General features: G+C 65.0%; 12 protein-coding genes and 2 riboswitches. Of the genes, 7 read left to right on the top strand and 5 right to left on the bottom strand.

What is annotated here, in order from left to right:
• Positions 1–7 precede the first annotated feature (7 nt).
• Positions 8–105, top strand: a riboswitch (glycine riboswitch).
• A 141-nt stretch (positions 106–246) separates the two neighbouring features.
• The 7 genes from cycA to ACQCSY_RS11490 all read left to right on the top strand — a co-directional run bounded on the left by cycA (position 247) and on the right by ACQCSY_RS11490 (position 6458).
• Positions 247–1737, top strand: coding sequence for a D-serine/D-alanine/glycine transporter (gene cycA, locus ACQCSY_RS11520; RefSeq protein WP_427128875.1), 1491 nt, complete (start codon positions 247–249; stop codon positions 1735–1737).
• Positions 1734–2645 carry a formyltetrahydrofolate deformylase gene (gene purU, locus ACQCSY_RS11515; RefSeq protein WP_427128873.1) on the top strand — a complete coding sequence of 304 codons (912 nt, stop codon included), beginning with the start codon at positions 1734–1736 and terminating at the stop codon, positions 2643–2645. Before cycA ends, purU begins: the two co-directional genes overlap by 4 nt.
• Before the next feature lie 201 nt (positions 2646–2846).
• A riboswitch (glycine riboswitch) is annotated at positions 2847–2947 on the top strand.
• A 163-nt stretch (positions 2948–3110) separates the two neighbouring features.
• The gene (locus ACQCSY_RS11510) at positions 3111–4016 is read left to right on the top strand and encodes a methylenetetrahydrofolate reductase (protein WP_427128871.1); all 906 of its coding nucleotides are present in this window, start codon (positions 3111–3113) and stop codon (positions 4014–4016) included.
• A gap of 322 nt (positions 4017–4338) precedes the next feature.
• Positions 4339–4833 carry a hypothetical protein gene (locus tag ACQCSY_RS11505; protein ID WP_427128869.1) on the top strand — a complete coding sequence of 165 codons (495 nt, stop codon included), beginning with the start codon at positions 4339–4341 and terminating at the stop codon, positions 4831–4833.
• Between the two features lie 157 nt (positions 4834–4990).
• Positions 4991–5542, top strand: coding sequence for a dihydrofolate reductase family protein (locus ACQCSY_RS11500; RefSeq protein WP_427128867.1), 552 nt, complete (start codon positions 4991–4993; stop codon positions 5540–5542).
• Between the two features lie 47 nt (positions 5543–5589).
• On the top strand, positions 5590–6213 hold the full coding sequence (locus ACQCSY_RS11495) for a LysE family transporter (RefSeq protein ID WP_427128866.1): 624 nt from the start codon (positions 5590–5592) through the stop codon (positions 6211–6213).
• Between the two features lie 71 nt (positions 6214–6284).
• The gene (locus ACQCSY_RS11490) at positions 6285–6458 is read left to right on the top strand and encodes a DUF3237 family protein (protein WP_427135800.1); all 174 of its coding nucleotides are present in this window, start codon (positions 6285–6287) and stop codon (positions 6456–6458) included.
• Between the two features lie 88 nt (positions 6459–6546).
• Here the strand turns inward: ACQCSY_RS11490 and ACQCSY_RS11485 are convergent, their stop codons facing one another.
• The 5 genes from ACQCSY_RS11485 to ACQCSY_RS11465 form a co-directional block, all read right to left on the bottom strand.
• The gene (locus ACQCSY_RS11485) at positions 6547–8130 is read right to left on the bottom strand and encodes a long-chain-fatty-acid--CoA ligase (RefSeq protein ID WP_427128865.1); all 1584 of its coding nucleotides are present in this window, start codon (positions 8128–8130) and stop codon (positions 6547–6549) included.
• Positions 8131–8172: 42 nt separating this feature from the next.
• Positions 8173–9537 (bottom strand): MFS transporter, encoded by a 1365-nt coding sequence (locus ACQCSY_RS11480; protein ID WP_427128864.1) that lies wholly within the window; start codon positions 9535–9537, stop codon positions 8173–8175.
• Positions 9538–9609: 72 nt separating this feature from the next.
• On the bottom strand, positions 9610–10065 hold the full coding sequence (locus ACQCSY_RS11475) for a MaoC family dehydratase (protein ID WP_427128862.1): 456 nt from the start codon (positions 10063–10065) through the stop codon (positions 9610–9612).
• Positions 10066–10136: 71 nt separating this feature from the next.
• Entirely contained in the window at positions 10137–11363 is a 1227-nt protein-coding gene (locus tag ACQCSY_RS11470; RefSeq protein WP_427128861.1) for an acyl-CoA dehydrogenase family protein, read from the bottom strand.
• Between the two features lies 1 nt (position 11364).
• Positions 11365–12270 carry an amidohydrolase family protein gene (locus tag ACQCSY_RS11465; protein ID WP_427128859.1) on the bottom strand — a complete coding sequence of 302 codons (906 nt, stop codon included), beginning with the start codon at positions 12268–12270 and terminating at the stop codon, positions 11365–11367.

Below are 12270 nucleotides of genomic sequence, written 5' to 3'. Positions count from 1 at the left end.
ACGCTTATGATCTGCGGCGGGAGAGTCCTGCCGGTACATTCAGCAGGCGCCGTAGGAGCAAATCCTCCCCAGGAATCTCTCAGGCCCATGTACCGCCGCGGCGAGGCAACTCTGGAAAGTAGTCCGGGCAAACGGGCTCACCGACGGTGCAAGCGGCACCTGCGACAGCAGGGACGCGGAAACTCTCAGGTCCAATACAGAGCGGGGAGGAACCCGAATCATCGTGGCCCTGGTGCCACTTGAACGATGGAGTTCCTCTTGACGATTCATCATCCCCCTTCCGCGCTTGCCGAAACCCCCCATCTTGAGCGGCAGCTCAGCAACCGCCACATCCAGCTGATTGCCATCGGCGGGGCCATCGGCACCGGCCTGTTCATGGGCTCGGGCAAGACCATCTCGGCGGCCGGGCCCTCGGTCATCTTCGTGTACATGATCATCGGCTTCATGCTGTTCTTCGTCATGCGGGCGATGGGCGAGCTGCTCCTGAGCAACCTGCACTACAAATCCTTCAGCGATTTTGCCGCGGACCTGCTGGGCCCCTGGGCCGGCTTCTTCACAGGGTGGACTTATTGGTTCTGCTGGGTGATCACCGGAATCGCGGATGTCATAGCCATCGCCGGGTACTCACCGGAACTCTGGCCGGGGCTCCCGCTGTGGATCCCGGGCCTGGCCACCATCGCCATCCTGCTGCTGCTGAACCTGACCACCGTGAAGGCTTTCGGTGAGACCGAGTTCTGGTTCGCCCTCATCAAGATCATCGCCATTGCGGCGCTGATCGTGGTGGGTCTGTTCATGATCTTCAGCGGGTTCCAGTCCGACGCCGGACCGGCCAGCTTCACCAACCTGTGGAGCCATGGCGGCTTCTTCCCGAACGAGTTCATGGGCTTCGTGGCCGGCTTCCAGATTGCCGTCTTCGCGTTTGTAGGCATTGAGCTGGTGGGCACCACGGCCGCAGAGGCCAAGGACCCGGAGAAGAACCTGCCCAAGGCCATCAACTCCATCCCGGTGCGTGTGCTGCTCTTCTACGTGGGCGCCCTGATCATCCTGATGTCCGTCACGCCCTGGACCCAGTTCGCCGCCGGGCACAGCCCGTTCATTGCCATGTTCTCGCTGGCCGGCCTGGGCGCCGCCGCCACGGTGGTCAACCTGGTGGTGCTCAGCTCGGCTATGTCCTCGGCCAACTCCGGCATCTACTCCACGTCCCGCATGGTCTATGGCCTGGCCCAGGAGGGTGACGCGCCGGCCCTTTTCGGTGGCCTTTCCCGCCGCAAGGTTCCCCGCAACGCCCTGTTCCTGTCCTGTGTTCTGCTGCTCTCCGGCGTCGTGCTGATGTATGCCGGACAGGACATCGGCAAGGCGTTTGACATGGTCACCACCGTGTCCGCGGTCTGCTTCGTCTTTGTCTGGTCGATCATCCTGGCCAGCTACCTCGCCTTCCGCAAGCGCCGCCCGCAGCTGCATGCCGAGTCCAAGTTCAAGATGCCCGGCGGCATCCCGATGGTGTGGGTGGTCTTCGCGTTCTTCGCTTTCGTGCTCTGGACGCTGACCACCCAGGCAGACACGCTCACCGCACTGCTGGTCACGCCGGTCTGGTTTATCGTGCTCGGCATCGCCTGGTCCGTCCTGCGCCGCCGTCCCGCCCATCTGGCCCGCTACGCGACGTTCCAGGACGAGCTCCGGTCGGAGCAAAATGCTGCCCCGGAGCTCCTTGGCAAAGTCACGGTTGACGGACAATGAGGACAGAAACGACAGCACAGTCCAACAGCCCGGCACTCGATCGCTCGGAGGCGGTGACCGCGGAGTATGTGCTCACACTCGACTGCGCCGAATCGCCCGGGATTGTTCACTCAGTTGCCGAATTTCTCCTGGACCACAGCTGCTACATCATCGACATCAAACAGTTCGGCGACCAAAAAGAAGGGCACTTCTTCATGAGGGTGCACTTCATCTCAACTGGCAGCGTCTCAACCCGCGAAGAACTCCGACAGGATTTCGCTCCGGTGGCTGCAAAATGGGAAATGAATTGGCGACTGGAGCCCCATGACCGAAAGCAACGAATCCTGGTCATGGTCTCCAAGTATGGCCACTGCCTTAACGATCTGCTCTTCCGCGCCCGCAGCGGCGAACTGCCAGTCGAGATCGTCGCGGTTGTATCCAACCACCAAGACCATGAGGATCTTGTCACCTGGCACGGAATCCCGTTCCACCACATCCCCGTGAGCCAGGAAACAAAGCAAGAAGCGGAATCCGAGCTGCTCGAACTAGTAGACACATACAATGTTGAGCTGGTCGTCCTGGCCCGCTACATGCAGGTTCTCAGCGACAACCTTACGGCCCGGCTCGCCGGCAAGGCCATCAACATCCACCACTCCTTCCTGCCCAGCTTCAAGGGCGCCAAGCCCTATCACCAGGCCTACGAACGGGGAGTCAAAACAGTCGGCGCAACGGCGCACTACGTAAATTCGGAGCTGGATGAGGGACCCATCATTGCCCAGCAGGTGATCGAGGTCGACCACACCTTCAGCCCCTCAGACCTCGTGACGGTCGGCAGGGACGCCGAATGTAAAGCACTCACAAACGCAGTACGTTGGCACTCTGAGGGAAGAATCATTTTGTCAGGGAACCGGACAGTCGTCCTTCGCTGACTCCGCTTCCAGAACCAGAAGATACCTGACTCCTCCCGCTCCCTCGATTTCCTGCGGGCCCCAGTCTATTCCGTACTGGAATGGTACGGCCAGCGGGTGTTCGTGGGCTCTCTGGGCGCCGGCGGCTTCGCGTCAAGAGACGCGTGGCTGCCGGTGCCACGGATCTGCGGGTCCGACCTTGACACAACTGAATATGCCTTTCGAACCGTGGCGGGAGAGTCCTCCCAGTCATCAACCGGGCAGGCGCCGTAGGAGCAAATCCTCCCCAGGAATCTCTCAGGCCCATGTACCGCCACGGCGAGGCAACTCTGGAAAGCAGTCAGGCGAAAGCCCGGACTCACCGACGGTGCAAGCGGAGCCCCTGCGAAATCATGGCTGCGCGGAATCTCTCAGGTCCAATACAGAGCGGGGAGGAACCCGGTCCGCTCCGGCGCATATAGCGCCGGCCATACCCTGGAGTTCCTCATGACGGTTCCATCACTTTCATCAAACTTTGCCGATCGGCATCTCGACGCGCGTCGCCAGGCCGACATCGACACCGTTCTTCCCACCCGCATGGAAATAATCCCTGGGGACGAAATAGTCACCAGGATCAATGCACTGCTTCCCACTTCCGCGACGGTCACTGTGACATGCCTGCCGCATCACGGAGTCGGACGGACAATGCGCACTGCGCTTCAGTTGGCTTCCCACGGATACCGAGTAGTTCCGCATTTGGCCGCACGGAGCCTGAGCGACCGTTCACAGCTCGCAGGCATACTGAGGGACTGCGAAGTCGCCGGAATAACTGAGGTATTCGCGATTGCCGGTGATGCCCCCCACTATGCCGGCCCTTATGAGTCGAGCATTTCACTCATGGAGGACATCGCAGACATATCGGGAGGCAGCATGTCAATTGGAGTGGCCGGGTACCCCGAAGGCCATCCGCAGGTCAGTCAACTGCGTCTGCTTGATTCGCTGCTCGACAAACAGCATCTGGCCTCCCACGTGGTGACGCAAATGTGCTTTGCAGCACCCAAGATCAGCGGCTACGTGCAGCTTCTGAGACGAGAAGGGTTTCAGCTGCCGGTCTGGGCGGGCGTAGCCGGTCCCATCGCACGGAGCGAACTCATTCCACTGGCAAGGAAGATCGGAGTCGGCACATCACTGAAGTTCCTCAGCCGTCAGGGCCCGCTGTCCCGCCGCCTCCTGGTGGGTAACAGATACTCGCCAGAAAGCCTGATCTCCGAACTGGCTCTGATGCGCAACTTCGTGGCCGGAGTCCATCTTTACAGCTTTAACAGCCTGGACATCCTGCCCGGGCTCCATAGCCAGCAAGCCGAAGCCCTTGTCCACGTCGGCGCTAACCAGGGAATCTCGAATGAACGCTGAGACAGCGAAGCCCGGGGTGACCGCCAGTGTCACGGGGAGCAACCGCGTCTAGCGCGGCGTGGCGGAGAAGATCAAGGGGCGCGTCATCATGGACGTCGTCGTCCTACCCATCGACTGCTCCGCAACGGCCCTTCTGAGCCCCCAAAAGGGCCGTTGCGGAGCAATCGATGTGGGGTCAGACCCCAACTCCGGGCAGACCCCACAGGCACTCACAGCACGGGCACAGCCACCGGAAAGCGCGGCGATAACTCCACAGCTGAAGCTGGTCCCAGGCCGAAACCTCGGCCGGCCCGGGATCCGGGCCCCAGCAAAGGAGTTTCACATGGCAAAGATCAACAAGACCACCGCGGGCATCATGCTCGCCGCGGTCATCAGCGGCGGCGCCATCGGGGCGGCAGCCCTCCCCGCGATGGCCGACGACGCCACCGGCACCTCGTCGTCGAGCCCCGCCACCGCCGCAAGCGGTTACGGCAACGGATACGGAATGCCCGACGGCGGCACCGCCGGCCCGCGTGGGCAGCACCAGGCGAACGGCAAGACGGAGGAGATCCTCACCGGGGACAACGCCGCCAAGGTCGAGGCGGCCGTGAAGGCAGCCCAACCTGATGCGACAATCGAGCGGATGGAGACCGACGCCGACGGCGCCACCTACGAAGCCCACATCACGAAGGCCGACGGCACCCAGGCCACCGTCCTGCTCGATGAGAACTTCACCGTCACCGGAACGCAGGAGCAGGGCCAGGGCCGCCCCGGCGGCGGCAGGGGTCCCGCAGACTCCAGCGCCCCCGCCACGGACGGCTCCAGCTCCAACGGCTGATCCGCGCGGCTGGCCCGGCCAGCCGGACGCTGCCCCGGCCGGCGGCACCGCGCCGTCGTCCGGGGCAGCCCCGGAAGGTTTTCCCCCGCGGATCATTCCCTGCCTTCCGATCTGCCGATAGGGTGCAGGAAGGACTCACCCTCTGAGGAGAACACCAATGCGCAAATTGACGGCCGGCCTTTTCTACTCCGTGGACGGTGTGGTCGAAGCCCCCAATCTCTGGCAGTTCGACAGCTTTGATGATGAGCTCGGCGCCGGGATGGGCCAGATGATTGGCCGGGTGGACACCGCCATCCTCGGCCGCGTCGGGTACCAGGAGTGGGCAGGGTACTGGCCCAGTGCCGCAAGCGGAGATCCTTTCGGAGACTTCATCAATCCCCTGCGGAAGTATGTCGCCTCCAGGACCCTGTCCGGCGAGCTCGGGTGGCAGAATTCCCGCCTTATCGAGGGCCCCCTGGAGGACTTCGTGGCCGCGCTCAAGAACAGCGACGGCGGCGAGATCGGCGTGTTCGGCAGCATCTCCCCGGTCCGCCAGCTTCTGTTCGCGGGCCTCCTCGACTCCTTGACGCTGATGGTCCATCCCGTGATTGCGGGAAAGGGCCGGCGGCTCTTTGAAGACGGCGACCCTCTGACAAGGCTGGAACTCCAGGAATCGCAGCAGACCAGCAAAGGAAACATGGTTCTCACCTACGGCCTCCGGACCGGCTAGCGGCTGAAGCGCGGTAAATCGGCGCGCCTCCCGCGTAAACTTGGCTGGTGCAACCCTCCCTTTGGCTGGCCCTGGCCGGCGCCGGCGTCCTGATCAGCTTCACCCCCGGCGCAGGCGCCATCAACACCATGAGCAATTCCCTGAACTCGGGGTTCCGCCGTTCCATCTGGGGCATCCTGGGCCAGCAGGCCGCACTGATTGTCCACATCCTGATCGTGGCGCTGGGGGTCGGGGTGCTCGTGGCCAGCTCCCCGGTGGCCTTCAACGTCATCCGCTACGCCGGCGCAGCATACCTGGTCTACCTGGGCATCCGCCAGTTCTTGCACAAGCCCGATCTGGACCGGGAGAAGGCCGCCGCGCTGCGGAATGAGCCGGCGCTCTCCATGTTCCGCCGCGGCCTGTGGGTCAACCTGCTCAATCCCAAGGCCGTGGTCTTCTTCCTGGCGTTCATGCCCCAGTTCATTCGTACGGAGCAGCCGCTGCTGCCGCAGTACCTCGTCCTGTCCGCCACGGTGATCGTGATCGACATCCTGGTGATGTGGTTCTTCTTCGCGGCGGCGGCCACGTCCTTCCAGCGCTTCACCCACGACGCCCGGGGACAACTGATCCTAAACCGGACGTTTGGCGTGCTGTTCGGCGCCGTCGGCGTCCTGCTGGCGCTGATCCACTAAGTCCCGGCGCAGGCCACCGCGGACCGTCGCCGAAGGGCGCGTCCCCGGGTCGGCCCTCCGGCCCGGGTCAGCTGGCGGATTTCACCGAGAGCGCCCGCGCCGGGCCCTCCAGGATCTATTTCCGGTGCTGGCCCCGGCTCGCCACCGCCTCCCCGGGCCTGGACTGGCTGAACACCCGCCTCACCGCGGGGACCGGTGTCCGGCACCCGGGCCGCGTGGTCATCAGCATCTTCACCGTCGACTGAAGCCGGTGCCAGAAAGCCGACGCAGGAGAAGCCGGCGACAGGTGCCGGCGCCGGAGGCCGCGTCACCGCCGACCTCCGGCCACCGCCGTCACATGTGGCCGGGGATCAGCTTCCGCAGGTCCGCTTTGCGGATCTTGCCGCTGGCCGTCCGGGGCATCTCGTCCACGAACACCACTGTCTTCGGGATCTTGTAGCGCGCCAGCCTGCCGTCCAGGTGTGCCCGCAGTTGTTCTTCGGTCAGCTGCGCCCCCTCCCGCAGGAGCACCACGGCCCGCGGCACTTCGCCCCACTTTTCATCGGGTACCCCGATCACGGCGACGCTGCCGACGGCGTCAAGTTCGGTGATGGCCTGCTCCACCTCGGCCGGGTAGATGTTCTCGCCGCCGGAAATGATCATGTCCTTGAGCCGGTCGGAGATGAACACGAATCCGTCCTCATCCTTGTAGCCCATGTCCCCTGATTTGAACCATCCGCCATCCGTGTAGGAATCGGCGTTTGTCTCGGGCCGGTTCCAGTATTCGTGGATGACATTGGGACCCTTGATCTGGATCTCCCCCACGGTCCCTGGCGCCGCCGGACCGGCCGCAGGGTCCGCGGGGTCGGCCACCCGGACATCCGTGAAGAAATGCGGAAGCCCCGATGATCCGGCCTTGTCGCGGGACCGGGCGGCCGGCAGGGTGGTGGCCCCCGGGGCCGTCTCGGTCATGCCGTAGCCGTTGGAGAAGCGCAGCCCGCGCCGCTCATACGCCTCCAGGACCCGCATGGGCACCGCGGATCCGCCGCACGTCAGCTTGTTCAGCGAGCTGAGGTCCGTGGTGTCCCAGGCCGGGTGTTCGCACAGCATCTGATAGGTGGTCGGAACCCCGCTGACGGTAGTTGCCCGGTGCTGTTCGATCAGCTCCAGGGTCCGTCGGGGATCGAACTTGGATTCCAGGACAACGGTCCCGCCTTTGAGGAGCGTGGGGAGGACGCCCATGTCCAGGGAGGCCACGTGGAACATCGGGGAGATCATCAGCGCGACGTCCGTGGAGGCGAAGTCGAAATCGACCAGCACGTTGATGCAGTTCCAGGTGATGTTTCCGTGGGTCAGCAGGGCGCCCTTCGGGTTGCCGGTTGTTCCCGAGGTGTAGAGGATCATGGCGCCGTCGTCCAGCCCCACCGGTTCGTCCAGGGGCAGCGCCGCGCCGGACGCGACAACGTCCTCGAAGTCATCCGCCACAGGCTCCCGGGCAGGGGCGGAAGCGCCGCCGTCGGACGCCGGGGAATCGGACGGGGAGTCGTCGACGACGATCCGCCGCCCCACCGCGGTGTCGGCGGCGCCGCGCTCCGCGAGGTCGACGAGGCTCGCTGAGTGGACCAGAACGGCGGCCCCGCAGTCCCGGAGCTGGAACTGGATTTCGGGCGGCGCCAGCCGGGTGTTGAGCGGAACGAAGACGGCCCCCACGAGTCCTGCGGCAAAGAGGGTTTCCAGGAACGAGGGATCGTTCTCGCCCAGGTAGGCCACCCGGTCCCCCTTGGCCACGCCGCGGTCCCGCAGGGCGTTGGCGAGCCTGGTGGAGCGCTCCGCGAGCTGCTCGTAGCTCAGCTCCCGGGCTCCGTTGATGACGGCTGTCTTGGTGCCCGACTTCGGGCGGCGCCGTTGCAGCCACGAGCCGATGCCAAAATTTTCCACGGCGAATCCTTTCTAGTTAGACGGTAGTGCCTGCGGGCCGGGTTAGGAGCGGACGGCCTGAAGATCGTTGTTCTTCGGTTCACGCGTCAGCAGGATGAACACGATCGACACGACGGACATGATGGCGAGGTACCAGACCACGGAGGCCGTGTTCTGGCCGGAGTCCTTGAAGATCTGCGCCACGATGCCCGGCGTGAAGCCCGCCCCCAGGAGGGTTGCCAGCTGGTATCCCAGCGAGGCCCCGGTGTACCGCGAGGTGGTGCCGAATTGCTCCGAGACGAAGGCTGCCAGCGGCCCGAAGAGCGTGGAGTGGATCATGAGGCCCACGGCGAAGGCCACGAAGATCAGCGCGATGTTGTTGGAGGACAGCAGCTGGAACATCGGCACGAGGTAGACGATGAAGAGCACCAGTCCGCCGACCATCACCGGCCGCCTGCCCAGCTTGTCGGAGAGCCTGCCGCCCATGATCACAAAGGCGATGGACACCAGCGACGCTGCCGCGAACGCATAGAGCACGCCTTGGCGGTCGGCACCCTTGGACACCGCGTAGGTCACGGAGAACGTGGCCAGGACTACCTGGAGGGCGAAGCCGGCGGCGCCGGCGAGCATGGTGAAGATCAGGGTCTTGGGCCGGCGGAGGACCTGCAGGAGCGGAATCTCGCGGCGCGGCGTCACTTCTGCGCTCCTCTCCTGTTCGGCCTTCTCTTGTTCGGCCTTCTCCTGTTCAAGGGCGGCCTTGAAGATGGGGCTTTCCGAGACCTTGAGCCGGACGAACATGCCCACGCCCAGCAGGACGAAGGACAGCAGGAACGGCACCCGCCAGCCCCAGGCCAGGAACTGCGCGTTGGGCAGGGCGGAGAAGGCGCCCATGACGAGGGTGCCCAGCACGGCGCCGGTGGGGGCGCCGGCGTTGACGAATGACGCCGCAAAGCCGCGTTTCCCGGATTCGGAGTGCTCCAGCGCCATCAGCGCCGCGCCGCCCCACTCGCCGCCCACCGCGATGCCTTGGAAGACGCGGAGGATCACCAGCATCACGGCACCCCAGGGGCCGGCCACCGAAGCGTCCGGCACCAGGCCGATCAGGGTGGAGGCGATGCCCATGACCAGCATGGACACGATCAGCATGCCCTTGCGGCCCACCTTATCGCCGAAGTGGCCGAAGATGATGCCGCCGAGGGGCCGTGCCACGTAACCGGCCGCGAACGTCCCGTAGGCGGCCACGACGCCCACCCAGTCGTCCATGCCGGAGAAGAAGACCTTCGGGAAGACCACGGCGGAAGCTGTGGCGTAGAGGAGGAAGTCGTAGTACTCGATGGTGCTGCCCAGGTAGCTGGAGGCAATGACCGTGCGCGCTTCCTTGCGCCGCTCGGCCGTGCCCATGGCCTGGAGCTGGGTGAGTCCGGACATGGTTGTTCCTTTGAACAGAGGGAAAGGGATTGGGGGGATAGTGCGAGCGGGAAATTGGCTCGGCGGAGCGGGTTACTTGTAGAAACGGGCGAGGAACTCGGCCACGACGGCCGGCCGCTCCTGGCCCTCGATCTCGATGGTGCTGGACACCTTGATCTGGGCGCCGCCCTTGACCTCGGTGACCTCGGTGATGGTGGCCTGCATGCGGATGCGCGAGCCCACCTTGACCGGGGAGGTGAAGCGGACCTTATCCAGGCCGTAGTTCACCTTGGTGGTGACGCCGTCGACGTCGAACAGTTCGCCCCAGAACGGGATGATTAGCGAGAGGGTGAGGAAGCCGTGGGCGATCGGGGCGCCGAACGGGCCGTCCTTGGCGCGTTCGGGGTCAACGTGGATCCACTGGTCGTCGCCGGTGGCATCAGCGAATTTGTTGATCTGTTCCTGGGTAATTTCGCGGTAGTCGGTGACGCCGAGGTCGGTGCCGGCGAGGGTGAGCAGTTTGTCGAAGTCGACGACGAGATTGGGCATCTTTGCCTCCTGTTGTGGTTTGGATTATTGAAGTGCGACGGCGGTGCCGAACTTGGGTTGGTCAGTTCGCCTCAGCGGGTGAAGGCGCTTTCGCCGGTGAGCGCGCGGCCGACGATCAGGGCGTTGATTTCGTGGGTGCCTTCGTAGGAGTAGACGGCTTCGGCGTCAGCGTGGAACCGCGCGACGTCCGACTCAAGCGTGATCCCGTTGCCGCCCACCACCTCGCGGGCCAGCGCCACCGTTTCCCGCATCAGCAGGCTGGTCTGCATCTTGGCCAGGGCGGAGTCCTGGTCGCGGTAGATGCCCCTGGCCTGCTGTTCGGTCAGCCGGACCACGAGGGACAGCGCTGAGGTGACGTTGCCGAGCATCCGGGCGAGCTTCTCCTGCACCAGTTGGAAGGAGCCCAGCGGGCGGCCGAACTGCTGCCGCTCCGTGACGTAGCGCAGGGCGGCCTCGAACGCGCCGGCCTGGATGCCGGTGGCGATCCAGGCGACGTCCGAGCGCATGGCCCGCAGCATGGCGGCGACGTCCCGGAAGGAGTTCACATTGTGCAGCCGCATGGAGTCGGGAACCCGGACGCCGTCGAGGGTGATATGGGCGTTCTGCATAATCCGCAGGGCGGTCTTGCCGTGGATCTTTTCCAGCGTCACCCCGGGGGCCTCGCGGTCCACCAAGAAGGCCTTTACCTGGCCGTCGGCAACGTCGCGTGCGAAGACCGCCAGGACGTCGGCCGTGGCGGCGCCGCCGATCCAGCGCTTTGCGCCGTCGAGGACCCAGCCCCCATCGGAATCGAGCCGAGCCGTCGTCGACAGTCCCCCGGCGATGTCCGAGCCGGACTCCGGTTCGGTGAGCGAGAAGACGCCCTTGAGGGAGAAGTCGATGACTTTGGGCATCCACTCGGCCTGCTGCTCGGGTGAGGCACCCACCCGGATTGCGGTGCGGAACAGCCCTGCCTGGGCCGTGTAGAACGTGGCCAGGGAGGCGTCCGTACGGGCGAGTTCGAAGATCCGGAAGCCCTGGTAGATCCCGCGGGTGGGGCCGTCCGCGGTCAGCTCGGCCGGTTCCATCAGGTCCAGGTCAACCAGCGGCCGGGCCAGCTGGTCCGGGAACTCGCCGCGTTCCCAGTAGTCGGCCAGGAGCGGCCTGGCCTTTTCGTCGAGGAAGCTGCGCAGCCGCCCAAGAACCCGCCGCTCCCCCTCCGTGAGGAGGGACTCGGCGTCGTAGTAGTCGCAGACGCCGTAGAGGCGCTCCTGCGCTGCGGCCGGCCGGCCTGCTGCCGTGCTGGTGTCCAGGCTCATCTCAGCCACTGAGCCCGAGCAGCCGGACCGCGTTGTCTTTGAGGATCTTGGGCCGGATTTCGTCCTTGAGCGGCAGGTCCGCGAAGGCGCCCAGCCACTTCTGCGGCGTGATCAGGGGGAAGTCGGTGCCGAAGAGCACCTTATCTTGGAGCACCGAGTTGGACATGCGCACCAGGGACTCCGGGAAGTACTTCGGCGACCAGCCGGATAGGTCGATGAAGACGTTCGCCTTGTGCGTGGCAATCGAGTTGGCCTCGTCCTGCCACGGCACCGAGGGGTGGGCCATGATGATCTGCAGTTCCGGGAAGTCCGCGGCCACCGCGTCCAGCAGGAGCGGGTTGGAGTACGCCAGCTTGATCCCGTAGCCGCCGGGAAGACCGGCCCCCATGCCATTCTGGCCGGTGTGGAAGATCGCCGGAAGCCCCAGTTCCTGGAGGGTCTCCCACAGCGGGTAGAACTGCTCGTTCGAGGGGTCGAAGCCTTGCAGGCTCGGGTGGAACTTGAAGCCCCGGGCGCCCAGGTCGATGGCCTGGTGCTTGGCGCCCTGGATGGCTTCGGCGCCCGTGCGGGGATCGACGCTGCCGAAGGGGATCAGCACATCGTTGTTCCGTGCGGCACCGGCAATGAGCTCGGGAATGCTGTTGGGCTCGTGCTTGAGCTGGGTGCGGGCGTCGACGGTGAAGACGACGGCGGCCATGTTCAGTCCGCGGTACACCTCGGCGATGCGGTCCAGCGTGGGGGTGCGGTCCTCGGCCTTGAAGTACTTCGCGGAGGCTTCGGTCAGGGCCGGCGGCAGGGATTCGTGGCCGTGGCCGTCCACTTCGAGGTGGACGTGCATGTCGATCGCATCGAGCCTGGCGGCGTCGATGCCGAGTTCATAGCGCTGTGATGTCGAGCTTGTGGCCAT

It is taken from the genome of Pseudarthrobacter sp. S9 (assembly GCF_050156545.1).
Taxonomy (GTDB): Bacteria; Actinomycetota; Actinomycetes; order Actinomycetales; family Micrococcaceae; genus Arthrobacter.
This window is presented reverse-complemented; position numbering and strand designations above follow the sequence as displayed.

Coding starts and splice junctions, on each gene's coding strand:
- cycA (WP_427128875.1), top strand. CDS start 247: ATGGAGTTCCTCTTGACGATTCATCATCCCCCTTCCGCGCTTGCCGAA.
- purU (WP_427128873.1), top strand. CDS start 1,734: ATGAGGACAGAAACGACAGCACAGTCCAACAGCCCGGCACTCGATCGC.
- ACQCSY_RS11510 (WP_427128871.1), top strand. CDS start 3,111: ATGACGGTTCCATCACTTTCATCAAACTTTGCCGATCGGCATCTCGAC.
- ACQCSY_RS11505 (WP_427128869.1), top strand. CDS start 4,339: ATGGCAAAGATCAACAAGACCACCGCGGGCATCATGCTCGCCGCGGTC.
- ACQCSY_RS11500 (WP_427128867.1), top strand. CDS start 4,991: ATGCGCAAATTGACGGCCGGCCTTTTCTACTCCGTGGACGGTGTGGTC.
- ACQCSY_RS11480 (WP_427128864.1), bottom strand. CDS start 9,537: ATGTCCGGACTCACCCAGCTCCAGGCCATGGGCACGGCCGAGCGGCGC.
- ACQCSY_RS11475 (WP_427128862.1), bottom strand. CDS start 10,065: ATGCCCAATCTCGTCGTCGACTTCGACAAACTGCTCACCCTCGCCGGC.
- ACQCSY_RS11470 (WP_427128861.1), bottom strand. CDS start 11,363: ATGAGCCTGGACACCAGCACGGCAGCAGGCCGGCCGGCCGCAGCGCAG.
- ACQCSY_RS11465 (WP_427128859.1), bottom strand. CDS start 12,270: ATGGCCACAAGCTCGACATCACAGCGCTATGAACTCGGCATCGACGCC.